Source organism: Spiroplasma endosymbiont of Halictus nicosiae, from assembly GCF_978018445.1.
Window position 1 is genome coordinate 2,335,852 of sequence record NZ_OZ389573.1, and the last position, 25,822, is coordinate 2,361,673.

The 25,822-nt window shown below is 23.9% G+C and carries 38 protein-coding genes and 5 pseudogenes; 15 read left to right on the forward strand and 28 right to left on the reverse strand.

Annotated features, from left to right (window positions below):
- Positions 1-17: 17 nt before the first annotated feature.
- The 6 genes and pseudogenes from ACZ91P_RS15805 to ACZ91P_RS15830 all read right to left on the reverse strand — a co-directional run.
- A pseudogene (locus ACZ91P_RS15805) lies at positions 18-233 on the reverse strand (hypothetical protein); the annotation flags it as partial.
- Positions 226-1,236, reverse strand: a pseudogene (locus ACZ91P_RS15810) (hypothetical protein). The pseudogenes ACZ91P_RS15810 and ACZ91P_RS15805, both read right to left, overlap by 8 nt.
- 32 nt (positions 1,237-1,268) lie before the next feature.
- Positions 1,269-1,439, reverse strand: a complete 171-nt coding sequence (locus ACZ91P_RS15815) for a DUF2649 family protein (RefSeq protein ID WP_465157263.1) — start codon at positions 1,437-1,439, stop codon at positions 1,269-1,271.
- 152 nt (positions 1,440-1,591) lie between these two features.
- Positions 1,592-2,026, reverse strand: coding sequence for a DUF3627 domain-containing protein (locus ACZ91P_RS15820; RefSeq protein WP_465157264.1), 435 nt, complete (start codon positions 2,024-2,026; stop codon positions 1,592-1,594).
- A 148-nt stretch (positions 2,027-2,174) separates the two neighbouring features.
- Positions 2,175-2,456: a DNA adenine methylase gene (locus tag ACZ91P_RS15825; protein ID WP_465157265.1), complete on the reverse strand. Its 282-nt coding sequence runs from the start codon at positions 2,454-2,456 to the stop codon at positions 2,175-2,177.
- Between the two features lie 191 nt (positions 2,457-2,647).
- Positions 2,648-3,649 (reverse strand): annotated as a pseudogene (locus ACZ91P_RS15830) (IS30 family transposase).
- 45 nt (positions 3,650-3,694) lie between these two features.
- Between ACZ91P_RS15830 and ACZ91P_RS15835 the strand changes: the two are divergent.
- From ACZ91P_RS15835 to ACZ91P_RS15855, 5 genes are all read left to right on the forward strand, one after another.
- Positions 3,695-4,705, forward strand: coding sequence for a hypothetical protein (locus ACZ91P_RS15835; protein ID WP_465157266.1), 1,011 nt, complete (start codon positions 3,695-3,697; stop codon positions 4,703-4,705).
- Positions 4,706-5,007: 302 nt separating this feature from the next.
- On the forward strand, positions 5,008-5,484 hold the full coding sequence (locus ACZ91P_RS15840) for a hypothetical protein (protein WP_465157267.1): 477 nt from the start codon (positions 5,008-5,010) through the stop codon (positions 5,482-5,484).
- A complete protein-coding gene (locus tag ACZ91P_RS15845) occupies positions 5,478-6,473 on the forward strand; it encodes an ETX/MTX2 family pore-forming toxin (RefSeq protein WP_465157268.1) in 996 nt (331 codons plus the stop codon). The genes ACZ91P_RS15840 and ACZ91P_RS15845 overlap by 7 nt, the downstream gene beginning before the upstream one ends.
- Positions 6,474-6,482: 9 nt before the next feature.
- Positions 6,483-6,578 carry a lipoprotein gene (locus ACZ91P_RS15850; RefSeq protein ID WP_465157269.1) on the forward strand — a complete coding sequence of 32 codons (96 nt, stop codon included), beginning with the start codon at positions 6,483-6,485 and terminating at the stop codon, positions 6,576-6,578.
- 116 nt (positions 6,579-6,694) lie between these two features.
- On the forward strand, positions 6,695-6,991 hold the full coding sequence (locus tag ACZ91P_RS15855; protein WP_465157270.1) for a hypothetical protein: 297 nt from the start codon (positions 6,695-6,697) through the stop codon (positions 6,989-6,991).
- 150 nt (positions 6,992-7,141) lie between these two features.
- Here ACZ91P_RS15855 and ACZ91P_RS15860 read toward each other — a convergent pair whose 3' ends face one another.
- The 15 genes and pseudogenes from ACZ91P_RS15860 to ACZ91P_RS15930 form a co-directional block, all read right to left on the reverse strand.
- Positions 7,142-7,498, reverse strand: a complete 357-nt coding sequence (locus ACZ91P_RS15860; protein ID WP_465157271.1) for a hypothetical protein — start codon at positions 7,496-7,498, stop codon at positions 7,142-7,144.
- 81 nt (positions 7,499-7,579) lie between these two features.
- Positions 7,580-8,803: a hypothetical protein gene (locus ACZ91P_RS15865; protein ID WP_465157272.1), complete on the reverse strand. Its 1,224-nt coding sequence runs from the start codon at positions 8,801-8,803 to the stop codon at positions 7,580-7,582.
- Complete coding sequence (locus ACZ91P_RS15870; RefSeq protein ID WP_465157273.1) at positions 8,785-9,468, reverse strand: hypothetical protein; 684 nt, start codon at positions 9,466-9,468, stop codon at positions 8,785-8,787. The genes ACZ91P_RS15865 and ACZ91P_RS15870 overlap by 19 nt, the downstream gene beginning before the upstream one ends.
- Positions 9,468-10,721 (reverse strand): hypothetical protein, encoded by a 1,254-nt coding sequence (locus ACZ91P_RS15875; RefSeq protein WP_465157153.1) that lies wholly within the window; start codon positions 10,719-10,721, stop codon positions 9,468-9,470. Before ACZ91P_RS15875 ends, ACZ91P_RS15870 begins: the two co-directional genes overlap by 1 nt.
- Positions 10,722-10,734: 13 nt before the next feature.
- Positions 10,735-11,004 (reverse strand): hypothetical protein, encoded by a 270-nt coding sequence (locus ACZ91P_RS15880; protein WP_465157154.1) that lies wholly within the window; start codon positions 11,002-11,004, stop codon positions 10,735-10,737.
- A 183-nt stretch (positions 11,005-11,187) separates the two neighbouring features.
- Positions 11,188-12,210 (reverse strand): hypothetical protein, encoded by a 1,023-nt coding sequence (locus tag ACZ91P_RS15885; protein WP_465157274.1) that lies wholly within the window; start codon positions 12,208-12,210, stop codon positions 11,188-11,190.
- Between the two features lie 12 nt (positions 12,211-12,222).
- Positions 12,223-12,534 carry a hypothetical protein gene (locus ACZ91P_RS15890; RefSeq protein WP_465157156.1) on the reverse strand — a complete coding sequence of 104 codons (312 nt, stop codon included), beginning with the start codon at positions 12,532-12,534 and terminating at the stop codon, positions 12,223-12,225.
- 10 nt (positions 12,535-12,544) lie between these two features.
- Positions 12,545-13,006, reverse strand: coding sequence for a hypothetical protein (locus ACZ91P_RS15895; protein WP_465157275.1), 462 nt, complete (start codon positions 13,004-13,006; stop codon positions 12,545-12,547).
- 451 nt (positions 13,007-13,457) lie between these two features.
- Complete coding sequence (locus ACZ91P_RS15900; protein ID WP_465157158.1) at positions 13,458-13,910, reverse strand: hypothetical protein; 453 nt, start codon at positions 13,908-13,910, stop codon at positions 13,458-13,460.
- 99 nt (positions 13,911-14,009) lie between these two features.
- Entirely contained in the window at positions 14,010-14,168 is a 159-nt protein-coding gene (locus ACZ91P_RS15905) for a hypothetical protein (protein ID WP_465157159.1), read from the reverse strand.
- Positions 14,146-14,643 (reverse strand): hypothetical protein, encoded by a 498-nt coding sequence (locus tag ACZ91P_RS15910; protein WP_465157160.1) that lies wholly within the window; start codon positions 14,641-14,643, stop codon positions 14,146-14,148. The genes ACZ91P_RS15905 and ACZ91P_RS15910 overlap by 23 nt, the downstream gene beginning before the upstream one ends.
- The gene (locus ACZ91P_RS15915; RefSeq protein ID WP_465157161.1) at positions 14,598-14,882 is read right to left on the reverse strand and encodes a hypothetical protein; all 285 of its coding nucleotides are present in this window, start codon (positions 14,880-14,882) and stop codon (positions 14,598-14,600) included. The genes ACZ91P_RS15910 and ACZ91P_RS15915 overlap by 46 nt, the downstream gene beginning before the upstream one ends.
- Before the next feature lie 707 nt (positions 14,883-15,589).
- A complete protein-coding gene (locus ACZ91P_RS15920; RefSeq protein ID WP_465157276.1) occupies positions 15,590-16,216 on the reverse strand; it encodes a DNA adenine methylase in 627 nt (208 codons plus the stop codon).
- Positions 16,217-16,474: 258 nt separating this feature from the next.
- On the reverse strand, positions 16,475-16,684 hold the full coding sequence (locus tag ACZ91P_RS15925) for a hypothetical protein (protein WP_465157277.1): 210 nt from the start codon (positions 16,682-16,684) through the stop codon (positions 16,475-16,477).
- Positions 16,684-16,831: pseudogene (locus tag ACZ91P_RS15930) on the reverse strand (hypothetical protein). The gene ACZ91P_RS15925 and the pseudogene ACZ91P_RS15930 overlap by 1 nt, the downstream one beginning before the upstream one ends.
- Positions 16,832-17,296: 465 nt before the next feature.
- On the opposite strand from ACZ91P_RS15930, the gene ACZ91P_RS15935 reads away from it, so the two are divergent.
- The gene (locus ACZ91P_RS15935) at positions 17,297-17,575 is read left to right on the forward strand and encodes a hypothetical protein (RefSeq protein ID WP_465157278.1); all 279 of its coding nucleotides are present in this window, start codon (positions 17,297-17,299) and stop codon (positions 17,573-17,575) included.
- A complete protein-coding gene (locus ACZ91P_RS15940) occupies positions 17,545-17,769 on the forward strand; it encodes a hypothetical protein (RefSeq protein ID WP_465157279.1) in 225 nt (74 codons plus the stop codon). The genes ACZ91P_RS15935 and ACZ91P_RS15940 overlap by 31 nt, the downstream gene beginning before the upstream one ends.
- Positions 17,770-18,072: 303 nt before the next feature.
- Here ACZ91P_RS15940 and ACZ91P_RS15945 read toward each other — a convergent pair whose 3' ends face one another.
- Both ACZ91P_RS15945 and ACZ91P_RS15950 read right to left on the reverse strand, forming a co-directional pair.
- Positions 18,073-18,270, reverse strand: coding sequence for a hypothetical protein (locus ACZ91P_RS15945; RefSeq protein ID WP_465157280.1), 198 nt, complete (start codon positions 18,268-18,270; stop codon positions 18,073-18,075).
- Between the two features lie 63 nt (positions 18,271-18,333).
- A complete protein-coding gene (locus tag ACZ91P_RS15950) occupies positions 18,334-18,579 on the reverse strand; it encodes a C39 family peptidase (RefSeq protein WP_465157281.1) in 246 nt (81 codons plus the stop codon).
- A 570-nt stretch (positions 18,580-19,149) separates the two neighbouring features.
- On the opposite strand from ACZ91P_RS15950, the gene ACZ91P_RS15955 reads away from it, so the two are divergent.
- The 4 genes from ACZ91P_RS15955 to tyrS all read left to right on the forward strand — a co-directional run bounded on the left by ACZ91P_RS15955 (position 19,150) and on the right by tyrS (position 21,348).
- On the forward strand, positions 19,150-19,359 hold the full coding sequence (locus ACZ91P_RS15955) for a hypothetical protein (RefSeq protein WP_465157282.1): 210 nt from the start codon (positions 19,150-19,152) through the stop codon (positions 19,357-19,359).
- Positions 19,343-19,504, forward strand: coding sequence for a hypothetical protein (locus ACZ91P_RS15960; RefSeq protein WP_465157283.1), 162 nt, complete (start codon positions 19,343-19,345; stop codon positions 19,502-19,504). The genes ACZ91P_RS15955 and ACZ91P_RS15960 overlap by 17 nt, the downstream gene beginning before the upstream one ends.
- Before the next feature lie 130 nt (positions 19,505-19,634).
- Positions 19,635-20,012, forward strand: coding sequence for a hypothetical protein (locus ACZ91P_RS15965; RefSeq protein ID WP_465157284.1), 378 nt, complete (start codon positions 19,635-19,637; stop codon positions 20,010-20,012).
- A 43-nt stretch (positions 20,013-20,055) separates the two neighbouring features.
- Complete coding sequence (tyrS, locus tag ACZ91P_RS15970) at positions 20,056-21,348, forward strand: tyrosine--tRNA ligase (protein WP_465157285.1); 1,293 nt, start codon at positions 20,056-20,058, stop codon at positions 21,346-21,348.
- Positions 21,349-21,350: 2 nt separating this feature from the next.
- On the opposite strand, the gene ACZ91P_RS15975 is transcribed toward tyrS, so the two are convergent.
- From ACZ91P_RS15975 to ACZ91P_RS15985, 3 genes and pseudogenes are all read right to left on the reverse strand, one after another.
- Positions 21,351-21,542 carry a hypothetical protein gene (locus ACZ91P_RS15975; protein ID WP_465157286.1) on the reverse strand — a complete coding sequence of 64 codons (192 nt, stop codon included), beginning with the start codon at positions 21,540-21,542 and terminating at the stop codon, positions 21,351-21,353.
- Positions 21,543-21,773: 231 nt separating this feature from the next.
- Positions 21,774-22,100: a hypothetical protein gene (locus ACZ91P_RS15980; protein ID WP_465157287.1), complete on the reverse strand. Its 327-nt coding sequence runs from the start codon at positions 22,098-22,100 to the stop codon at positions 21,774-21,776.
- A 110-nt stretch (positions 22,101-22,210) separates the two neighbouring features.
- Positions 22,211-22,465: pseudogene (locus tag ACZ91P_RS15985) on the reverse strand (hypothetical protein); the annotation flags it as partial.
- A gap of 363 nt (positions 22,466-22,828) precedes the next feature.
- Here ACZ91P_RS15985 and ACZ91P_RS15990 point away from each other — a divergent pair.
- Complete coding sequence (locus ACZ91P_RS15990) at positions 22,829-23,047, forward strand: hypothetical protein (protein ID WP_465157288.1); 219 nt, start codon at positions 22,829-22,831, stop codon at positions 23,045-23,047.
- 7 nt (positions 23,048-23,054) lie between these two features.
- Here ACZ91P_RS15990 and ACZ91P_RS15995 read toward each other — a convergent pair whose 3' ends face one another.
- Entirely contained in the window at positions 23,055-23,195 is a 141-nt protein-coding gene (locus ACZ91P_RS15995; RefSeq protein WP_465157289.1) for a hypothetical protein, read from the reverse strand.
- A 363-nt stretch (positions 23,196-23,558) separates the two neighbouring features.
- Between ACZ91P_RS15995 and ACZ91P_RS16000 the strand changes: the two genes are divergently transcribed.
- Positions 23,559-23,900 (forward strand): hypothetical protein, encoded by a 342-nt coding sequence (locus ACZ91P_RS16000; RefSeq protein ID WP_465157290.1) that lies wholly within the window; start codon positions 23,559-23,561, stop codon positions 23,898-23,900.
- Positions 23,901-24,073: 173 nt separating this feature from the next.
- On the opposite strand, the gene ACZ91P_RS16005 is transcribed toward ACZ91P_RS16000, so the two are convergent.
- On the reverse strand, positions 24,074-24,298 hold the full coding sequence (locus ACZ91P_RS16005) for a hypothetical protein (protein WP_465157291.1): 225 nt from the start codon (positions 24,296-24,298) through the stop codon (positions 24,074-24,076).
- 545 nt (positions 24,299-24,843) lie between these two features.
- Here ACZ91P_RS16005 and ACZ91P_RS16010 point away from each other — a divergent pair.
- Both ACZ91P_RS16010 and ACZ91P_RS16015 read left to right on the forward strand, forming a co-directional pair.
- Positions 24,844-25,275 carry a hypothetical protein gene (locus ACZ91P_RS16010; protein ID WP_465157292.1) on the forward strand — a complete coding sequence of 144 codons (432 nt, stop codon included), beginning with the start codon at positions 24,844-24,846 and terminating at the stop codon, positions 25,273-25,275.
- Between the two features lie 132 nt (positions 25,276-25,407).
- Complete coding sequence (locus ACZ91P_RS16015; protein ID WP_465157293.1) at positions 25,408-25,794, forward strand: hypothetical protein; 387 nt, start codon at positions 25,408-25,410, stop codon at positions 25,792-25,794.
- Positions 25,795-25,822 lie beyond the last annotated feature (28 nt).

Genomic DNA, 25,822 nt, shown 5'->3' on the forward strand with positions numbered 1-25,822 from the left:
TTTGATGTACTATTTTAAACAGTTGAACCTAATTCATTATATTGTGTTGATGTACCATGAATAGCATAAATTGATAATTTAATAGCCATAAAAAAGATCACAAAATAAGCAATTGTTGTTTTTGTCATTGGCAATTTAGTATTTCAAATCACATCAAAAATAAACAAAAATACATCAAAAATAAAACTAAAAATTTTGTCTCAATTACTACTTTCTGATAATAAATTAATCATCTTTACCACTTCCTTTTTCTTTTTTAGGTTTTAAATTCTTTTTCAAAATATCAATATTAAACAATTCTAAGCGTTGTTTATTATTTAATTTTGATATATCTTTTCAAAAATATTCTTTTTTATTAATAACCTCATCGTTTTTCAAATCACGAACAAAACTTAATCAATAACTATCGTATTTATTAGCAAATTCAAGCGGAATAATTATCTTAAAAAACCGAATTCCTAATCCAACATCCGACTTATGTTTTGCTCGTTTACCTTCTGACAATCGTTCAACTGATTTTGTTTTTCAAATTTCATAATCAGTAATATCTTGAAAAATACCAATTCGCATAATAAAAAAACGATTAAAAATATTAAATCCTTTTTAACAATTGGTTTTTTAAGTGAAATTGGAATAATAATACCACTTGCTAATTGCCTAATATTCTTTCAAATCATACCCTCACGCTGAGCAGTAAACAAAGCACGATGTCCAAAATGTCTTGCTAAAACAATTCACGGTATCTTACCACTATGAACTTTTTTCTCATCGTGCAGACTAGTTCCAACAATATATAAATAACTTTCATCAAATAAAATAACACTATCATCTGTAGGAACTGATTTTGTTCGATCAGTAAAATCCAAATTTTTAAATGTTAAAACTTTAACCTTGTCATCTTCTAATGGATAATTACTATAAATTTCATTTGTTAATAATTTCATAGACTGAGACAAATAAGTTAAAAGTAATGTTTTACCTGTTCCTAACTTGCCAATGATAACTGACAAAGGGTTATCTTAAACAAAATCAACTAACCTAAATGAATTTAACTGATAAAAAATATTTTTTCATAATCATCCAAAAATATACACATTGTAAAACAAATAATACTCAAAAAACTAAGCCGGTGTAATTTAAAGAAATAATTTAAAATAATAAATCAATTAAACTAAACAAAACCATTGAACCGCTAATATAACAATAATTTTTTAAAAAAAATACAAACTTTTTCATTATTTAAAATACCCAACTATTTTAAAAATCATTTACAATAAAAACCAAGTTAAAAACAAAATTACAATTCAAACACCAACCATCAAAGTTAAATATTCATTTTGTGTTAAATTTAAAGTTGTAATATTTTCAACATTTGTTTTATCTATAAACAAAAAGACATGAATAAAAAACTCTTTTAATTTTTCTCAATCATTTTGCATTTTTAAAAACTCCACATTTTTTGAATAAGTTTAAAAAACATTCCAAAAAATAAAACGATAAATAATACAAACGATATAACATATATAAAATCGGGAGCATTTGAACCAATAATATAACTTACAAATTGAACTCAATAATTATATAAACTCATTTAATTTAAATCTTTCAAATCATTAATTAATTCTTGGTCTTTTTCAACAGTTCAATTTGTTAAATTATTATTGTTATTTGTTTTTACTTTTTGAGGTTCAGCAGGGAATAATGCTTTTTTCATTTGTGTAAAATAATTTTGTTTATATTGATTATATAAATTAATTATTTCTGTTCCAGTTAAATATTTTCAAATATTTCGTTTTAAATTTTCATCATATTTTACAATAGGGTAAGAATTATCATAAATCAAACCAATAGCTACTTGATCAAAATGTTTTTGATTAGGATAAATAAACTTATTACTCAATCAAAAACCGATATGACGATTATGATTAGGTAAATTTATAAACGAAGCTTTATCTGTTCTAAAAACTACAAATTCTGTTCGAATAAAATAATTTTGTAGGTTAATATTCTTTTTATAAAAACTCATAAAAACACCTTACTTTCCATATTATATTTACACAATGCCGTATTAGGACCACTTTTATAACTTGGTTTATGATACATTACTCAAAACAAACTACCAACAAATTTTTTATTCAAGATAGAATGACAAATTTGACATTTACGTTTAATAATTAATCATACTCCTTAAAATTTGTAATAATTAATTCTTGGCCAAGTTTTGGATTTTTATTATGACAATTAGTAGAACTATAAACTCATTCAAATTCATTAATATTAAATTCTTTAAACAAGTCTTTAATAAATTCAGTATTATCAATACTTAAAATTCATTTACCTTTAATGTTTAAAATATTATCTTTTAGTTCATAAAAGTTCATTTTTGAATGTTTATAAACTCTTTCTTTATTATAAAAATATGGTGGATCTAAATATCAAACAATATTTTTATCCATATAATATTTATTAATAATATGGCGCTGTGTATATATAAACGGCAAATTTATATCTTATTAAGTTAATAATAAAATATTTTTAATAAATTGCTACAACTTTTTCAGAAAAAATTAAATTTTTGTAATTTTATCTTATTTTATTCATATTTAAGCACACTAAAAAATAATTTATTAAATTTTAACTAATAAATTTATTTAAAATTTTGTAAAAACATTGTCTTTGCACTTAGTCAATTTAAACATGGTCGGAGTTTATCATTTATAACATTAACTACTCAATCTATCATTTTTTGACTAATATTAGTAAAATCAATTCCCTTAGAAAGTCAATATCTAAATTCACCGTTCATATGCTCAATTAATGGTTTTTCTTGTGGTTTACCGGGGTCACAAAAATAAACTTGTGTTTCAGCAAATATTTCGATTTCTTTTCATTTACTAAATTCTTTTCCACAATCTGTTATTATTCCTTTAATTTTTCCAATTAAATTATTATTTTAGCAATATCTTTAAATTTTTCTAAAACTTCATTAGCAGTATTATTTTTTAATTTCATTACAAAATAATTTTTACTTGATTGTTCTATTAAAACTAAATTACTAGATTGATGGTCTTTTCCTACAACAGTATCCATTTCAAATCATCCAACATTAGAAACTTTATTTTCAATATCTCAAATTGATTTAAAGTTAGTTAATTTACCACGATTATCAGTTTTTCCTTTTGTTTTATATTTTTTACCACGATGGGGTAAATTTTCTTTTTTTAATCCAAATTCACCTAAGCGAATTCATTTATACAATGTTTTAACACAAGCAGAAAATTTAACACCAAACTCCAAGAAATAACGATAAATTAATTGTTCGGGTGTATCGTGGTATTTATTAAATCTTATTTTAATAAAATCTAAGCTGCTCTTTTGTAAATTTAGGTAGTTTTTTAATGCATTTTTTACGTTTTTGTTTATAATCTTTTTGTGCTTGATATGGATTATAATCTTGTATATTTTTAAATCGATTTATTTCTCTTTTAACAGTATTAACTCCACGACCCGTTTGTCGTGATATTTCAGATAAATTAATTGTGCCATTTTTCTTTTTACAAGTATCAGATAATAATAAATCTTTAAATAAATATCGTTCATCAAATATTAAATGTTTAAATTTTCTTATTTTTATACAAATTCCTTTCATTTTTTCTTATAATATATTATATATAAAATAAAGAGGTCAATAAATATGCAAGAATTTAGTAAAATTAATAACAAAAAACGAATTACTAGTTATAAACATTTAAATAAAAAATATGATTTAAATTTTAGTGACTATAATTTTGGTTTTGATTGAGAAGTATTTAAAGACTTTGTTGGAGATAGTTATGCCAGATATTTTACTTCGCCAAGTTTTTTTAAGTTTGTTTCAGCGGGGCGTGGTACTAATAAAACATGAAATCATTTAGTAGAAAAATTATTTTTTGCTTGTAATTTTACTGATGCTTCGTCGGTCATTTTACGAAGATATGCCAACACCCACGAAGATACTACATTTGGCGATACAATTAATGTATGTAACTATCTATATGATAAATATGGGATTGATATAGGACCCAACAATGAAAATGGCATTGTTTGACCTAAAAATGTTAAAGAAGGTGGCGAAATTGTTTTTCCTAGTGGTGTTCGAATTGCTTTTGCGGGTTATTCTAATGGTAATAAAATTATGGGGAAAGTTGGTAAAGGTAGTGGTATTATATCAGCATGAACTGACGAAATGATACATGCTGAAGAAAAAGAAATATTAACTGATAAAGAACTAGATAAAAGATATAATAATTTAAGAGTTTCAATGTTTCGTTCTAAAAGTTTAAAAGTGTCTTACGAAAAATACACGGATGAAAATGATAATGAACAATATAATTTAGATAATCCTATTCCAGTAAAAGAATTATCTTGGACATTTCAAGAATGAGACAACATAGCAAAACAATATATAACAGTTACAACATATTTTTATAAAACATATTCTAATCAATTTACCTTTAATCTTTTTGATAAATACCATATCTTTTATGAAAAATTTGTAACGCCATATTTACCTTTAAATGAAAGAATTAAAAATATTTTAAAAGAACACAATCAGGTATATTCAGAAAACAAACAAGCATTTAATGGTTTGGGTATTTTTAATTTGCGTTTAACTATGGGGGCTGTTTGAAATAAAATACCTGATATTACCAAAAAATTGTTTTAGCAAATAAAGAAGAATGACCCGATTTATTTGAACTTAAATATTACGATTTTGAATATAACGATAATGACCCCAGTATTTATGTTTTACGAAATTATCGTAAATATATTAAAGAGTATAATTTACAAGATTTTTATAATACAAATACAAAACAATATCAATTTGATAGTTATTCAATTGGTGTTAATTATGCTAATGGTAGTGAAGACCATACAGTATTTTTATTTAGTGGTTATAAAATTAATGAAAATAATGAATATGATAAATATTTAATTAAAGAAAATGTTGTTACCCCAAAAAACGCAATGAATTTAAATGAAATAGTTGAACATTACGGACAATGAATAATTAACTGTTTTGATAAATTTGATGGTTTTGAATATGCTACATTTCATTATGATATTAATGCTCATGACTTTATGCAAAAATTACAAGAAGATATTTACCCTTTTTTAGGTTATAAAATTAAGATGTTTAAAGCCAAAAAACATCAGACATCTCTTAATAAAGAAGCGGGAATAATTAATCGTGTAACATGAATAAGAAAAATGTTTGTTCAAGGCAAAATATATGGTATATTATATAACTTCCCATTTTTAGATAAGTGTATTAGTGAATTAAGATTTAGCGATACCAAAACAAACACACCCGACAGTAAAATGTACCACGATCCATATGATGCTTTGTTTTATGGTTCTTATCCGTATCGCTTTAAACAACAAATCAACAAAAAGTTGTTATTACTACAGATAAAAACATTTGATCTTCGGGAGTTGTGTTAAATAATAAATTATATATTGCTTCAGATGATAATAATGTTTATGGATATGATCCTTTAGAATTAATTGAATCTGAAATCATTAATATTCAAGAACAAATAAAAAGAGGATTATATTTATACTATAAAAAACAAAATCCTAGTTATGAAATTAAAAAAATTTACAATATTAATTTAGAAAATTTAACATTATCTGATGTTACTTTAGAACAAATACAAAAAAATAAATCATCTAACTTAGAACAAGATATTAATGATTTTTGTAAAGATTCTGACTCAACATTTATAAATAATAGTAGTATCGAACAAACACAAAATACAGTTTCTTGTTCTAAACAATTAACAGAAACAAATACATTTCAAAAAATGAATGGATTTTCTAAATCAGAATTAACATCAAATACTGAAAATTGAAATTGAAATTGAAATGGTAAAGTTACAGTAAAAACTAGTAGTAATGGTGGTGTTCCACTTGTTTTTGGTGCAAAACTTGAAATTGCGGTTGAAGTTGGAGAGGGTAAAACATGAGGGGGATCAAAAAATTATATTATAGGAGAAGTTACAAATTCTTCTAATACAGAAATTAAAACAACTACTGAAACTATGACAATAAATCTCCCTTCTCAACCAGTAAAAATACCACCACATAGTAAAATTTCAATTTCTGTTAATGCCTGAAAGAATAATATAGTACTTATTTTAAGTTATTATCAAAAAGTTCAAGGTATGGTTAGTGCCGATTTCCTTGATAAAAACAATAATAGAACAACAGTTTCTATTTCAATAAAAGATGCTATGTCTAGCTTACTAGAAAATAATATTTTACCTTCAAAAATTATAATAAATAATGATAATAGCATAAAATTTTCTTATGATATTAAAAGTCAAAAAGAAATAATTATGCATCAGACTCAAATTGGAGAAGCTATTCCATTAAATTTATATGAACAAAATGAAACATTTAAAAATAACACAATGGGCGTAGGGTTATAAAAAATTAATATGAAAAAAATATTAACTATTTTGGGTACAATAACTTTAATAAAAACAAGTAGACTAAGTTTAGTTGCTTGTGATAAAAAAATGAATATACACTAGAAAAATTAAAAAAAGAAAAGGAAAAAAATAATATAACTACAAAAGATGGTATTTTAGAATGAATAGCATCACAAGAAAAACCGTTTAATGAAGTTGATAATAAATATTATTTTGTTGTGTGAAAGGGCAAAACACAATGATATACAACAAAGTTTCTTAATAATGAAAAAATAAATCAACATGGCAGAAAAGTATTAAAAGAAAAAGACGGATATGAGATTGGTTTATATTGTTATAGTAATTTTAAATATGAAGTTGATTTATTTAATTATGAACCATCTAAAATGACAAACTGACCTTGAAGAATTGACAAAGGAACTTATTTTAAATCTGTTTATCGTTGAAATGGTGATAAACAAAAATTACCTAATTTAATTATTGATAAAAACTGTAATGTAAAAGTTAATAACTAATAAAAAAGTCATTTTAATAAATGACTTTTTTAAATATCTAATGTAATTAATGATAGTTTTTCATTGTTTTTATTAAATAATTCTAAATTATTAATATTAATTTCTTCTTTTAATAGGGTGATAAGAAAATATTATATTATTTGATTGTTTTTAAAAATCAGCAACCGCTTTATTTGAATAAGATTTTTCATCTTCAACACCATTTTTTCAAAGATATCAGGTGTCTTCTTCTATTAATTGAAGATATGTATTTTTATCTTTACCACTAACTTTGGTTTCAATAGGACAACTTTTAATTAATTCTAAATTTATATATTTTCCTGCAATAGTTTTTTCATTTGATTTATCAACAGAAATATTTATATCATAATTTCCATAACCCCATATACCCGATATTTCAATTTGATTTAAATTAAATAGTTTTTGATGCTTATCAAAAATTATTTTAATATTATCTACAACTAAATTTTTAGTTATTCCCCCTCAATCTGCCTTAGAATAAAGCAATTTATATCATTGTGAAAAATAATTTAAATAATCTTCTATTTTGTCATTAGAAACAATTAAATTAGTTAAATACTTACCATATTATCCATCTGATAGTTTAATTTCAGCAGGAATTAAAGACGGAATGTTATTTGTTTCTAATTCACTTGTTATTGATAGTCAATTAAAATAATTTGTTTCTAATTGATAAATGGAGTTTTCTGAAATATCTTTATTTTTTATAATTGCTTTAATTTCATCATTTTTGTTGTTATTATTCTGATGTTTTAAATTTCATTTTATAATTTGCACTGTTGTTGGGTCAATACTTGGTGTATTTGGTACACCCTTTATTTCACAACGATAAACAGATTTAAAATAATTTCCTTTGTCAATTCTTCAAGGTCAGTTTGTCATTTTAGATGGTTCATAATTAAATAAATCAACTTCATATTTAAAATTACTATAACAATATAAACCAATCTCATATCCGTCTTTTTCTTTTAATACTTTTCTGCCATGTTGATTTATTTTTTCATTATTAAGAAACTTTGTTGTATATCATTGTGTTTTGCCCTTTCACACAACAAAATAATATTTATTATCAACTTCATTAAACGGTTTACTATCTGCATAAACTTCTTTTCAATAATTTAATGGCGATGGTGGAATGGGACCACCAGAAAAATTAAAATACAATGAATTTAACTCAATTATACATTTTTTAAATTTTCAATAATTTTCATCTTTTTTATCAGGTTCAGGTATTGATAATAATTCAAAATAATAGGGGGCAATTAACTTAATATCATCATTATAGCCTTTGTTGATTGCATATTTGCTATATGTATAATTTGAAAGCATATAAATAATTTGTTTAAATATTTTGATAACTTTCTCATTAATAAGAGATGGGTTTTTGAACTTTCATTCTTCAAATAGACCATCAATAACATCTTCGGGTTTTTGTCCTTCGAATTTTTGGCGTAATTCCGCCGCTTTATTAGTAGGATTACCTTTTTCATCGTATTTTGCACCTTGAAATTTTCTATCATAATTATAACGATATGTTAGATAATTTAATAAAACAATATTTAATTTTTTAACACCTAATAAACCTAAAATATCTTTTCCTTTTATATAATCTTTGACAATACTTCATGGTAAAAAACTTTTGGTAAATCAATATTGAAATACTCTTAAATTAGAATTAGTTTCAATTGGCATTGATAACAAAAGTACTAGGTTGGCATTCTGAATAATTGACTGGGGATAAGAATAAACACCATTGACATTGCCTCAACATTTTATATTTCCAAATAACATTGATTTAGAGGGTATTTAATCTCAATACCAGTAAATACTGTATCTTCGGGCAATGATTTTTGTAATACTAAATGAATACTATTTTGATTTTTTCATTTAAAGTCAGTTATTTTAATTAAGTGAGTAGATTTAATAATGTCAACACCATCGGGTGTATAAGGGCGTTTATATTCTTCAATGATATAACATTCATTTTTATTGTCTTCACTAATTGGTTCATTAATATATACTATTTTTAAATCTAATGCTTCTAAAAATTCTTTATCTTGTTTTGAAATATCATTAATTAAAATATCTTTTTCATCAATCATTACATAACTTGTGCTATTATCTTGTACTGTGGTATTTTGTTGTATTTCTAATTTAAAGTTAAAATAGCTAATTTCATAACCAGTTATTTTAATATATTTATCTTTGTCAATAAAACCGATCTTAACGCTATTTTGAGAGTAGTTTAAGATTGGTTTTTGCTTTGTATTAACAAGATTATTAATTTTATAAATGTATAAGGTTCTGGCAGGGTCTATAGTAAATAATTGTTCTAAATCAGGGTCGCTGTATTGCGATTGATTAGCAAAATCCAACGGAATACTATCAATTGAATAGTCAATTGGTTCATCTTTTTCTGCTAATTGTGCTAACATTTTTTCAGATGGTTTTAACATTATTCTTGTTCTCCTTCTTCAATAAGCGTATTGATAATAGTTTCGTTGTTTTTTAATTGTCTGTTTAAAGTGGCATTTACTGGTAAGTGAACATCAACAATTAACTCGTCAATATTTTTAATATTAAATGTTCTACTATTTAAAATTGCATTATCATATTTAATTAACTTAATAATAAATTCAGTTAATTTAATTTCTCTAATATATATCATTTGTTCGTATGATGCGTTTGTTTGAATATTTACACCAGCAACTTCCGCCTGAGTTTGTTGGGCCCCCTTAGCAATTGCGGGGACATGATGGCGATTTATTTTATAGTAATTAGTTAATAATCAATCGTATATTTTGGTTAATTGTTCACCTTTAAAATTACCAGCAATATAGTATACTGGTTGAAAATTACTATCGGGGTCACCTTCAACTAATAACAAGTCATTTTCAAAAAATGAAGCCAACATTTTACTAATTTCTTGGTCAACAACACCAGTAACCCCATTAGTATTAATGGTAAATTTACCACTATTTAATAATGGGTCTAACATTATCTTTTCAGCAATAATATCTAAAATACTAGCAAATTGTTTACCATAACGAGCAGAAGGTTCGAAATTAGGGTTATTAGGAATAATTTCAATGGGAATAAAATCAATTGGTAATATTTCTTCTCTTTGCAATGTTGTATAGTTATTTCATTTAGCATCATCAATATATAAGTCGGTAATAGTACTATATAATTGTATTTTTAACTTTCTAATAACTTTAACTTGTTTAGTTACAGCATCAATCTCTATTTTTTCAGTAATAAAAATACTCTGGTCATTTTTAATATAAGGGTCATAATCAAAAGTGCAAGATACTAAATTACCTAATTCATCATACTGGTCATTGTAAAAATCAATAGTAATAAAATTAAGTTTTGAATTATTAGCAAAAATAAAATATGCACCCTTACCATTTTTATTAATTTTATATTTGTTATATCAATTCTTATTAGTAAAGTCTTGCATTTTTAAAAATTTATTAATTAATTTAGTGTCTAAATACTGTTTATTAATTGGATTATAAATGCTAATTTCTAAATCACGTGGATTTAAAAAATTAGCATTATCTTCACAAATTCTTTTTTCTAAAATTTCATTATGTTTTTGAACAGTAACATTTTTACGATTAGTAATCGTTGATGCTAAATTAAGATAATAACTATCAATATCATATTCTTTTTTTAATTTCTTTTTTGCCGGTAACAATCCCATTTATAACGCCTCTTTATTTTGTATCTTCTTTTTTAATAACATTTTCAATACTATCTTTATTTTGTTCTTTTTTATGTGTTTTGATAAATCTAATTGTTTCAATAATTAAAACAATTACCCCAAAACCATTAAGCATTGCACCAATAATTACATATGCAGGTCAACCAATTCCTAATTTAGTAGGTCCTATAAAACAAATAATAATTCCTGCAATAAAAAACAATGATAAAACTCCAAAGATTTTTAAAAACATAACGACATCTTTAACTTCTACTTTTGGCATAAAAACATCTCCTTCCTATATGGGCGTTACTTCACCCTGATATTCATAAATACTACCTTCAAAATCAATTCTCATATTATTATTTTCATCTCAAAAATATATTTTATTATCACTATTACTAAAATAAACTCAGTAATTAAATCATCTTCAAGATTTTGGATTGTAAAATTGAAAATTATTAATTTAAAAAGTAATTTGACTACTAGATATTTTAAACAAAGACTTAGGTCCAGTATAAATTTGTCAATCAGTAATTTTAACAGTAGGATAAATAGAATAAAACTTTAATATACTTAACGAAGTATTATTATCAATTTTTTTCCATAAGAAATTGTTATCATATTTAGTGACATTATATACTGATTTTCCTATTGGTACTTCTTCATCTGTTGACTTATCATTAATAATTTTTGTAATTGGTACTTGAATATTATTTTGTACTTCTCTGACTATTTTTGTAAATCTTGGTATATCTTCGGGTTTTGGATCATTATGAAAACTTAAATCACCATATATGTATATATCTTTAGAACTAACATATCTTTGACAAGCTATATAATCAATTTCTAGATTAGAATTTTTTGTTAATTTATCTTGTTTTTTATCTAAATTTTCTTTTGTTTCACTTGATAAATTATCAATTTTTTTATCTAATTTATAATCATTTTCTATTCTTTCAGTTTTTTCTTTTTCTAATAAAGCATTAACTTCTAATTGAGTATAATATGCTTCTAAATCTATCATAGTTAAATCAATACCTTCTTCTTGAAAAGTACGAAACATTTTCTTTAAAGTTGTTAAATTAGCAAATGATTTTGCATAATTAGGTAATAAACCTTGTCATGTTGTCATTGGGTCATTTTGTGAAGAATAATTAATATCACCAACACTCATATTTGCCGAAGCAAAAAACTCAATTGGAATGCGGTTAAATTTTCAATGTTCAATCGTAATAAACACCATATTAATACAAATTTTCTTTAATAATGGATCTTTAAATGTTTCAAACTTTAGTTTTGAAAATAGATAGTTTAAGTAAGAATTAATCATATTTTGGGCTCTTAAAGCAAATGTTTTAAATCATAATTCTACATCACCTTTAAAAAACTTATTATAACGAACTGGAACTTGTGTAATTTTACCTGTCATTGGAATAAAATTATTATAATTTTCCAAAGTAACATTTTGTCATAATTCATTTAACATTTAATCATCTCCTTATCATTTACTTTTTTTAGAATATATTTTCTTTAATATAAATTTTTTACTATTTAGTAATGTTTTTGTTTTAATTATTTTGTTTAAATCTTGTTTTGTTCTGAGTTGTTTATATGCTTGAAATACTAGTCCATTACCTAACAAACTAGTAACCGCACTATCTTCTAGCGTATTTAACAATTTATCTTTATTAAAGTTATTTTTAAATTGTTCTTGCATTTTTAATATCTTAGCAATTGTCCGATATATTTTAAAACTATCTTTTACTACTTGCTGATAAGCAAGTGGGGCAAAAGAAACTAAATTAAACAAACTTGTTTTTTTAAAATCCCCAACCAATAAACCACTCACTGTTCATATAAAATTTAAACGGTTCAGGAGCCAAAACAAACTCTTCTGCTTTGATTAAAGTTGTCATAACGACAATAGGGACATATTTAGGATTTTTATAATATATTGTTAAAGCAACTTCACCCGCAACTGATAAAGGAACAATTTTAACTGCTAAAAAAACATCAGAACCATAAGCAAAAGGTAATAATTGACCTTTTTTAATAGCCTTAGTTTCAAATTTAGATAATATTTTTTTAGTTTTATCAGTAATTTTACTAATTACTTTTTGTTTAATAGTAATTATTTGTTTTTCAATTGGGGCTAATAATTTTTTAGTTACTTTTTGAATATAAAAATTTAGGTTTAAATGATTTAAAATTTTATTTAATTTAATTGGTGTTTGATGAAAAATATTTAATAATTTATTATTATATACTTTACTGCCCCTCATTAAATTAGCATTTAATAGTAGATTTTTACCAACACCTTTTTATGAAGATTAGTCATAATGTTATATCACTCATTTTTCTTTGTTTTCTACTTTTGGTACGCCCCCAGTATTAACTGTTTGTACCTTAATTAATTCATCATAAACACTTTGCAATTGTGTTTTAATGATTTCAATATCATCAGTAATATCATAAGACTTTAATAAAACATTTTTAAATTTTTCATTATCAGTTAAAGAATTAATAAAGTCAATTACTTCAATTTGCTTTAATTGAATTGTTTCTTGTTCAATTTGTGAAGTTAATTCAGTATTTTTTGTTTGTAGTTCGTTGATTTGCTGATTATTATTTTCTAAATTACTTGCATTAAATTCTTCAACTTCAGCAGTATTTTCTAAAATAATTTCAGCAGTTTTAATATCTAAACTACCATCTTCATTTTTAATAGGTTAATTACTTTCATCAATAAGAACATATTTTACATTTTTTAATGCCATTGTTTTTCCTCCTTTTTTTAATATTTGTATTTATTCTTTTTCTAATCGCTTTTTGTATAATTTCAAAACTATCTACTCTAAAAGACAAAAAATAGCGTTTAGTTTTTATATTTAACTGATTAAATACTGAGCCTTTAATTTTTATCTCATCATCTTTTTTTAATTTCAAAAACTCAGTTAAAATAGATGGGTTATATATTGATAATGTTGAGTAATTTAATCTTTCTCACTGACATTTAGCCGAACAAGCATCAACTTCAACACCACCAGCAACCAGTGCCTTAATCTTAGTTTTAATCGGATTTTCATGTAATCTAACAGTTAATTCTAACTTATTAACTTTTTTATTTTTTATTTTAGGTTTATTAGTTATTGATTTTTTAGGTAAATTACTTTTTGTTTGAGACATTATTTAAGATCCTTATTAGATAATTTGTCATATTTTGAACTGTCAACTAATATTCAATCGATAGAACCTGTTGAATATGGATTTTTGTAAAAATCTTCTTTATATAATTGTTTTGCTTCTAAAGTATATTTTACATTCTAAATCTGCCACATCTTGTTTTAATTTAGATATTTCTTTATTTTTTTCAGCAAGTTCTTTTTTAAGTGTTTCATTTTCTTCTTTAATTTTGTTAAATTTAATTGATTCTGTTATTGTCATTATTTATCACTTCTTTTTTTAAAAAATATTGTAAATGTTTTCAAGCATATAATTCGTGCTCTGTCATTTTAATATTTCCTTTATAAATATAATTTTTCTTAACAACTGGCGATTGTAAAACATAATTTAAATTAAATAGATATTTACATAAAACTTTTAAACCACCAATAAATTTAGGAGTAGATAATGGATTTTTTATTTTTAAACCCTTTTGAAGTTGATAATCTTCAATTATTACAATAACTTTATTTAAATAAGAACAAATTTTATTTTTAAACTCATTTAATATTAAATACATATTATTTATTGCTTCTTCATCTTCATTTTTAGAATTAAAAGTAATATTATTAATTATTTTCTTTTGCAAAACATTATAAATAATCATACCAGTTTGTCCAATTCCAGCAGGGTCAATTGCAATAATATATTTTAATTTATTTGTTTTATTTTTTTGTCAATTTGTAATATTTTTCATCCATCTGATGCTAAATCTAAAATATCGTTAATTTTGTAATGTTGCATATAAGAAGCAATTACATCTCAATTGTTTTCAAATAAAATTAAGTACATTTTGGCTCATTCTAAACATTGCAAATCATAATGCTTTTTATGATGTGAAATACGACAATTAACAGGCTGATAATTAACTCAATCAAATGACGTTGTTATTTCATTTCAAGTTTTATTAATATACAAACTTTTATATTCTGTCATTTATCTATACTCCTTAATTATTTTTATTTGTTGCTCAAATTTCATCATTAATATCATTTACAGTTACTAGATAAGCTCGTATCATTAATTCTTGTAATTTATTTTTAATTTTTTTATTTCATTTTTTCATCAAATATTTTCCTTTCTGTAAAAAAACATAATATTCCTTTATTGGTTAATATTTTGATATTTAGTAAATAATTTATTTTAGTATTTAATTACTTCGCCGCCCACTTCACTTTGAAGGTGAGCGGGGGGGATAAGATATTTTGATAGAGTTTACCCCCATACGGAAATAAACAAAGAAACAGTTTACCCAGTTATTAATTACGCTTCATCCATCCCTAGACAACTTTATATAAAGAAAATAACCTTTTGGAGTTCCAACCCTCTTGTTTTTTTAGTGTCCGATATTGTTTTTTTCGGTTTAACAGCACTCTTTTTATGAAAACAAGCCAAAAAACACGCGCTCTGACATTTCGCAAGTGATTAATCTTTCCGAGAATTAAAGAAATAAATAGGAGTAGTAAATCCAATCGCTTTCACACTTTCTTTAAGGCTTCGTGCCATAGATGAGTTATTCATCTTTAAGCATCAAAATATTAAATTTTAAGTGCCGCATTATTCATCGGATAATACCTTTATTGAAAGGATTTATAAAAATATCGTTTATTTTGTGTAGGGAAAACAGAATTTAATCTGTTTTTTTATGATAAAAGTTCTAAATTTAAAGATACTATCCGATGAATAATGCAAATAAATTTATGTTTTTTAATATAAAAATAAAAAAAACAATCTCACAAGAGTTGTTTTTTGCCGGTTCATCGTACAGGACGCCTATTTTTATAATCCAAATTATAGAACTCAATATTATTTTTAGGATCAACTAATAGTCTTCTAACATTTTGAATTCTCAATAATTTATTAAAATTAAAATTTTGTTGTAATCTTTTATCTGTTCAAGTTCCTCATTCTTTTCCGTTAAAAGTTAAAGCATTTTTAATTAAAAATTTTTCGCCTGTATTCAAACAATAATCATTTGCTATCTTTTCTTTCATTTCATTAATAGTTTTTGAATTAGGATATACCAATTTTTGTAAATAATCTAATTCGATTAAGTGAATCCCTTCCCGCCAAAAGTTAATCAAGTCACTATGTAAATCATTAAAGACTACTTTGTTACATAACTGCTGGTCTAACACATTTAAGCCAACTGAAGCACCGCCACAAAATAAATCTATAAATTTATCAAATTTAGCCAGTAATAATGCTTTAATTTTATCAAAGTGTTTAGCTTTTCCACCTGGCCAAGACAACGGACTAATAAATTTCATTCTAATCCTCCTTTACTATAAAATATTTAAATAATGTATATGTATTGTAATAAACATTGTTAAATATATAAAATTAAAAATTAAGGCACACTAAAAATAACTACTTAGTTTTAACTAATAGCTATTAAAATATAAAATTATACGTTTATAATTAATCAACTCACATAAAAGCTAGTGTGCCAAAATATATGAATAGCTATGGATCAGTTATAATAAATATTAAAAGCCTTTAACCATGACACGCAAAAAGTTTAATATTTAAATAATTACTCAAATTCCAAATGGAATTAAAATAATTCAAGCATTACTTAAAAAGGTCATTAATTGTGGTAACACAGCATAAACAGCATCTTTAACTTTCATCATTGCTTCTCCCAAACCGCTTCAAATAGAATCCATTCCACCTGAAATAGTAGGAGTATCTGTAGCTAGAAAATTAACAGCTGTTGTTAAATACATACTTAACATTATTCTTTATCCTCCTTGTTTTCAATTTCTTTTTTCTTTTTTCTTACCTCGAATTTGACGAATTTTTTGATAAATCGATAAACCAATTCAAGCAAGAATTCCTAAAATAATAACAATACTAAATATTCATGTTAACCATACTGGCATAATTTAATTCCTCCTAAAAATTTAGCTTGCGCGGCACGCTCCGCGTGTTCACTACGCTCAAAAATAAACAATATTGAATAAATTACGCGGATAATTTATTCATTTTCTTTTACATTATTAGTTACTATCTTATTAACAGTATTAATAACATTATCTTTTCCATACTTAATTACTAAGGACCGCAAAAGAAAATAATGTTTTGTTTGCATAATTTCAACTCCTTAAATTAAATTTTCTATACATAAAAGAAAAAACAAGATTATATCTTGTTTTTAACTAACAACCCGTATCTTTACAACGGTCCCCAATATTACAAATTATAAAGGTCTTGGTCGTGATATTTTTTGCGGAGGAATTAATGCAACAGAGCATGTTAGTGCAACACAAATTAGTGATTTATATCAATAAAATTGTGTTGGCTTTGATGTTAATGATAAGACAACCTATCAGTCAGAAGCAAATGTTTTGAAAGAAAAAAGCCAATTTAATGAGATTGTAAAAGCACATAAAACAAATGAAAAAATAAAGACAGCAACAGGACTATTAGTATTTACTGGTGATGGTGATATGAATGTTATTAAACGATATTTAGATGAAGCGGCAAAGGATAATATTAATTTAGATCTTTTTGTTGGTAATACTAGTGCTGGATATAATCCGATTCTTGAAGCAGAGTTATTAAAAGATGAAAAAAATATTAATCGATTAAATATTTGTGATACAATGCAAATAATGAAATATTAGCTTTTTGATCCGGTAGTGCTAATTTTAGTACAAATGGTCTTGGCCTTGACCCTAAAAAAGATCGTCCTTTTCGTGAAATTTTATTTGAAATGGCATTATCAGAACGAGATTGAAAAAATGACATTATTTGTAATGTAGTTGGTGCCTTTAAAACACCTCCAAGTCAGCGAATTAAAAATTTTTGTGCAAATTAGAGATTTAACATTAGGTTGTTAAATCTTTTTAAGTTATTAATGTATTGTATTGAATATATCCTAAAACTAAGCAAATAAATGATTTGACAATTAATTTGTAATATAAAATTAAAACAAAAGTAATTGGATTTTTTATTTTTAAAAAAAGATATAGAATAAAAGAAAAATTAAAAATAGTAAAAGAAGGATTGCAATCAAGTGTTAATAAAATAAATTATGCAATGTTTTAAATATTGTATATTCAATTAGTTAAAGAATCGATGGTGATAGTAGCTAAAAATTCACAAATAATTTTAAAATATTTTAATTAGATTTAATAATGCTACTATTTGCATCATAAGTAAATAGACTACTTATTTGTGATTGTTTAACTTCTACTTCTCCGGATCAAGGATCAGCAATTAAATATGTATATTCTTTAAATTTTTCTGATACTTGAATTCCATGTATAACAATAAGATGTCTTATCATATGGTTGTTTCAAGGATATTTACCATGCATACTTAATATAACTGGAAAATTATGCTTTAAACTATTATTTACATCATTATAAAATATTTTTTGTTATTTTTCGGTTAAACCATAATTGAGTCCTAATATTTTTCGTGTATATTTATGATTATTTTGGTTTGTGAATTTTTTTAAAATTGCAGGAATATTTCCTGGATAAGTTCCTGTTTTTATAGTTTGTAAATAATTTGCTAATTTTTCTTGTGATATTTTTTTATTAGCAACATAATTTATTATCATTTGTACACTAGCAGGACCACATCAATAATTTGTTTCTTGATAAAATAATTCAACGGGCAATGAAATTGATTTATGTTTTATAACATTTTCATTTTTTTCTTTATATAATGGTTCATAATTTTTAATTAAAGGTTCTTGTTTTCATTTATTTTTATAATATATATGCCGACAAAAAAGTTATAAAATATATTAATATAATATTAATTAAAATTAAAAATGCATTTATTATTCATATTTTTTTCATTTTTTCTCCTTAATAATATTTTATAAAAAAAGAAAAAGATAAGTATATTTTTAAATTTTTAACAAATTAATTGCAAATTTTTAATATTTTTTAACAACTTAATTTACATAATAATTAATAAAAGTAAAAAAAATACTACAATATCGTAAATTTTTGAGTATTTTGCATTAGTTACTGATTTTATTCTTTGATATAACATAAAACAAATTAATGTAAAAACTGGTTTATACTATTTTGTAAAGATAAATTATATATTGTTGTAAATTAGTATATATTAATTTTTATCATTAAGTTAACTAATTATTCTAATATTATTTAAAATAAATTATAAAATAAGTTATAATATAAAAGTAATATTTAATACGATTAAAAAAGGGTGGAAAAGAATGATATATATGTCAGCAACAAATGATAATTTATTAATTTCACAAACAATTTTAATCATTGTTTTATTATATTTAGCAATTGTTTTTTGCTGTTATGGCATTATTGCTGTGCGAAAAGTTGCAATTGCTGCTAAGAAATTTGATTATTTTGTTGAAGACTTAACTTATAAATCAGAAATGTTAAATTCTACTGTTGATACCCGTTGTTAAAGTTTCAAATTATATTCATGTTTTTGAAGCTTTTGCAAAACGAAACGTTAAAGCATGAATGAAAATTATTGCTCGTAATAAAGACATTGCCTATCGAATTGTTGATAAATTAAAAGATTTTGCTAATTCTGATGAGAAGGAATAATTATGGCATTTAAATTTGTTAAAACATTGGCAGTGATGGTAGTAGGAATGTTAATTGCTCCGAAAAAAGGTTCATAATTACGACAAGATTTCATTAATTTAGTTTAAAAATATAATCCACAACTTAAAAAATGGTTAATAAAATTGAGATTGTATGAGAAAAATCGCAAGGAATAAAATCAGATGAAGTTGCAGCTGATATTGAATTGCACATTAAAAATGTCAAAGGTGCAGTTGAAATTTTAGATTCTACTTCAACAAAAGAAATGGCTTATAAGACATTAAAGAAAATTGATAATGGTGCAGTTAAATTAATTAAAGCAGCAGCAAAAACACCTAATGTGTGCGCAGTAGCAAAAGATTTAGCAAAAATAACAGTTTCAGAAATTAACGCTGGAATTAAGGTGACTGAAGATTTGAAAAAAACATCAGCATCAATTTCTGAAAAAATTATTGAAGAAGGAAAGTCTGCTCCAATTAAAAAAGATTCAAAAGTAGATAAGAAATAACTCTAATAATTTAGAGTTTTTTAAATAGCAAAGGAGATAAATGATGGTAAAAAATATTTTAGAAGAATTAAGATGAAGAGGACTATTAAAACAAGTAACTAATGAAGCAAAATTATTAAAAGCGCAAGAATTAAAAAAAGGAGTTTATTGTGGTTTTGATCCAACCGGTGATTCATTACATGTTGGGCATTTAATTCAAATTATGTTATTAAAACGTTTTGAAATGTTTGGATTTCAACCAATTGCTATTATTGGTGGTGGGACAGGAATGATTGGTGATTCTAGTGGCAAAAAAGAAGAACGGGTATTGCTAGATGATAAAACAATTAAACATAATGTGGAAACCATTAGTAATCAAATACAACAATTAATTGGAACAAAAGTTAAAATGGTTAATAATTCTGAATGATTGCAAAAAATGACCTTAATTGATTTTTTGCGAAATGTTGGTAAAAATTTTAATATTAGTTATTTATTAGCAAAAGAAAATATTGCAACTAGAATTGAAGTTGGTTTATCATATACTGAATTTGCTTACACATTATTGCAGGCTTATGACTTTTATCAATTATATATTAATTATGATTGTGCTGTTCAAACTGGTGGTAGTGATCAATGAGGAAATATTACTTCGGGTACAGATTATATTTATAAACAAATTGGAGAAGATAATTTAGCTTGTGGTTTGACAATGAATTTATTAACAAAAGCTGATGGTTCCAAATTTGGAAAAACAGAATCAGGGGCAGTTTGATTAGATTCAAAAAAAATATCACCTTATGAATTTTATCAATTCTTTTATAACCAAGATGACCAAGAAGCAGGGAAATTATTACGTTATTTAACAATGTTATCTGAAAAAGAAATTATTGCTCTTGAAGCAGCTCACCAAAATGAACCAGCACAACGCATTGCACAAAAAAAACTAGCAGAAGAAGTAACTTTATTTGTTCATCAAGCAGTAGGATTAAAAACAGCACAAATTGTTAGCAAAGCTTTATTTAAAGGCAATTTACATGAATTATCAGAGCAACAGTTAGGCCAACTTGATAACAATTTACCTAATTTTTATTTAACAAAGCTTAATTTACCACTGCTTGATTTATTAGTACAAGCACAAATTGTTTCTTCTAAACGTGAAGGTCGTGAGTTTTTAGAACAAGGTGCAATTACTATTAATGGGCAAATTGTTAAAGAAGAAACTTGACTTGTAGCAAAAGATAAGTTTTTATTTGATAAATATTTAATTATTCGTCGTGGAAAACGAAAATATCATTTAATTTATCTTGTAACTAACAAAAAAAAAAAAAAAAAGAACATTTTACCATTTAAATAATACTATTTATAAAATGAATGATTTCCCATAGCATTATAATAACATTCTAATGTTCGGGCATGAATTTGAATATGATGGTCAAAATGACCATATCAATCTGTATCAAGAACTTGAGCAATATTAATTCATTTTAATACATTATGAACATTATTTTTTCCTCAACTACTAACAATATAATTATAAAATCTTACCATTAATTGTTTTAATTTATTAATATATGTCGGACAATAATTATTAATAAAATTCGTTAAAGATGATTTAGTTTTTGGATTTAAAAAAATTAATAATTCTTCATATGAATTAAATTCTGGTTTTTCATAAAATGGTAAGTTAGGATATTCAGCATGACTTAAAAAGGCATTTGTTAAATTTTTTTCAAGATCTGTTTCTGGGTTCTTTCTAATTCATAAGCCATTATAGCCACGTTATTGCATTCAAGTTTGATTTGGAACATATTGTTGATTTAAATTAATTTGATTTAACACTGATTTATTAAGAAGAAAATTAAGGGTAACTGAACCTCGGTAAATCTTAAAATCATTAGAAGTAATTGTAGCCGTTGTAGCCGTAATATTATTTTTAATTTGAATTTTATTAATTTTTAATGCTGGGAACTTTTGTTTTAATATAGTTTTAATTTGCTCTTCTGTTGGAAGATGGGAACCATTAGTTTTAATTGCTTGTAAATTTGGGTCACTAATAATTGTATTTAGTAGTATTATTTTTTGGTTTAAATAAGTATTATATAGCAAATATAAAATAATGCTTAATAAAAATCCTACGATAAAAATTAATACTATGTTGGTTGTATAAATTAATTTTTTTGTTTTTTCATTACTATTACTACCTTTACTATTTAATATTTTGCTGTTGAAGAATATAATTTTGATGTACTATTTTGAACAGTTGAACCTAATTTATTATATTGTGTTGATGTACCATGAATAGCATAAATTGATAATTTAATAACCATAAAAAAGATCACAAAATAAGCAATCGTTGTTTTTGTCATTGGCAATTTAGTATTTCAAATCACATCAAAAATAAACAAAAATACATAAAAAATAAAACTAAAAATTTTGTCTCAATTACTACTTTCTGATAATAAATTAATCATCTTTACCACTTCCTTTTTCTTTTTTAGGTTTTAAATTCTTTATACATAAAAGAAAAAACAAGATTATATCTTGTTTTTAACTAACAACCCGTATCTTTGCAACGGTCCCAAAATTGATAAAAATAAAATTTTAGTTTTTAAAATTTAATGCGGACATCAATATATAAAAAATAGCAAACCATTTTCATTTATGCAATGCTACAATCAGGGCAGACTATGAGAAAAGTTTTGTTTGTTTTTGCTTGTATTTTAAATTAACAAATTATTATTTATTAATAAAGAAAGCGAGGTAAATATTAAATATAAAAGATATTAGCCTTATTAACTAGTTTATCAGTAAATAATATATTTGTTACTTCTATTGTGAGTTGTACATTTTGTTCAAATAATTCAGAAGAAGTAAATTTACCAAATGAAAATATTGATGCTAAACCTAATGAGGATTCTCAAGATGTGAAAGTATCAATAGATGATGAAACAAAATATGATAAAACAATAGATAATAAAACAAAACCATATTATGAATATACAATGTTAGCAACTAATAATGGTTTATTTCAATTTATAAAAAAGGTGATATAGCGATTGTTTATGATACTGGAATTGGTGGGTCACCACGTGCATGAAATACTAAATTATATAATGGTAATATTTGACCAACTAAGGTTTTAAAAGAAAAGGGAATTAATAAGATTTTGGCTATTTTTTTAGTCACTTTCATACTGATCATTATTCAAATTTCAGAAGTATCTCAAATAATTTTCAAGTTGATAATATCATTTTTATTGATGAAGTAAATGAATTTATGAAAAAATTTAGTGATTCAATTAGCCCTAATACAAAAATTTATGATAAGTTGGAAGAATTTTATATTTTTAAGGGTATTAAATTTCATAATTAAAGTTATTATGCAAAAGATTTTCTTGAAAAAGAAAGTCATAAAAAACAAGTAAATCGAAATAATTTATCAAATGTATTATATTTTAAAATTGGACCAACAGATTTTTTATTTACTGGTGATGCTGAAAAAGAACTTGGAGAGGCTATTGCTAGTCAAAAACCTGATATTTTTAAAAATATTGATATTTATCAAGTGCCACATCATGGAAGTAAAAATTCTCTTGATAAATCGTTTTTTAAAAAATTAAGTCCAGAAAATTGTTATATTCCAGCTACATATGATGAGGAAAATACATCATGACGTAATTTTATGGGAGCAGCAAGCCACAAATTTCCAGATGGTAATATTATTGAACAATTAAAAGAAAGTGGTTTTAAAGAAATTAGTATGACAGGAAAACCATATAATGGTTTAACAACTAGTCAATTAGAAAAAATTAATAATACTGAAGTGACAATTACTATTTATTTAGATAAAAACGCGCAGATTATTGGTAAAAAATATTTTAAAAATACGATTTTAAATTCTCTTTAGATAAAAGTAATTAATTAAAAAAAATAATACATTTGGTTAAATGTATTATTTTTTTTTTAATTAGAAGAATCTTTTTCATTTAATTCTTCTTCATTTTTAGCTTTTTCATAAATCTCAACAATTGCTTTATGACGTAAATATTCTTCTTCTGAAATATTCTGAATAAGGCGTTCTTAAATTTCCTCTTCAATAAATAAAGAAAGATATTTATTTAAAGTATTAACTGCGTGATTAATTTCATCATTTTCTGTAACAAAATCATTAATTAATTCAAATTTTTCTTCTCATGATAAGTTATTAACAAATTCTAAAATAAATCTTGGATTCTCTTTAATATATTCTGATAAGGATTTATCAACATGTTCATCGATAAAAAGATCAATTTTTTCTGGCAACATCGCTGTTTTTAGCTCCTACTATATTTTTTTAATAATATTAATAATTTTTAATTATTGACATTATTAAGTTCACTTTAATTATAACATTTATTTTTAAAAAACATTTTTGCATTTTTGACAATAAATCTATATAATATTTGCAAATAAGGTAAAATAATTCTTTAAAGGTAAGGTGTAATAAAATTAACAGGCTATTTGAAATTAATTATATTGATTGACCATTAATATTATTTATTGCTAAGGTATTACTTTTTTGCTGTTGTTTATTTTGCTTCATATATTACAAATCTTACTGTTTTAAAAAACAAAGTTTAACAATTATCTTTTTAGTTGGAATTCAAACTAGTTTTTATTTTTTACTAATGGATACAAAGAATTTATTGGTTCTTAGTAATCTCCTTTCCTTAACAGTTTGCTTAATTAGTTTATGAATCTTAATTGGTAAACAATTGCTTCATAATTATTATAATGATTCAATTATTTGTCTTTTTTCAATTATATTTAAAGTTAGTTTAATAACAATATTTACAATTCATAAAGCTAGCATGAAAGGCTCAGACAATATGATTATTCTTATTTTTCTAGTTTTTATTTCATTTATTGCAACAATATATTTTTTTAAACAATATTGAACAAAATATTTAAAAATTGTCTTAATTAATAAAATTTTAGCTTATATCAATACATTTAAGCCATTTCATTGTGCTTTAAATGAAACTAATATTTCTCTTGTATTATTTTCACAAAATGTTTTTGTTTTAATTTCCCTTGCTTTTTCTATTAATAGTACAATTATGTTTAAAAAACTTTCATTAATTTTAAAACAACAAAATATTAGGGAAAATTTTAGTTTTATTAATTTATGTGAATTAAATGATGCTATTAAGTCTTTGCAAATGCATATGCTAGTAAATAAACGTAGTGAAAAAGAATTAAAAATTATTATAAATGGTTATCAACGAGAGTGTTTAAATTAGTATAGTCTTCTAAATGTTATTTTTAATTAAATAAAATTTAACAAGTTAAAAAATAAAAAAGGAGATATAAATAATGAAAAAAATTTTATTATCTTAAGTAGTGTTATTTTAACAAGTTCACCTGTTTTTGGCTTGAGTGGATGTGCACCTACCCCTGCTGGACACCGTGATATTGATACAACAAGTGGGGGAGATAATGATAACAATGGGGGAACTAGTGTTGATTATAAAAAAAATCGAATTATTAAACGATTAACTAGTTTTAGTGAATTGTCACCTCTTGTTGTTGATAGTAATGAATACCAAAATGTTAACAATGATGCTACTTTCAGCATTTTAGAAAGTAAATTTAAAGAATTTAGTGATGATTTAATGCTAACACAAACAAAATTTACGCCTATTAAAATTGCAGAAGATGGAACTGCTCATTATGGAGAATTAACAGTTGTTGCTGATTATAAAGATAAAGAATTAACTAATCCAAAAACAAAAGATAAAAAAAGAGAACCTTCAATTTAGTACTAATTTAGAACATATTTTACATAAT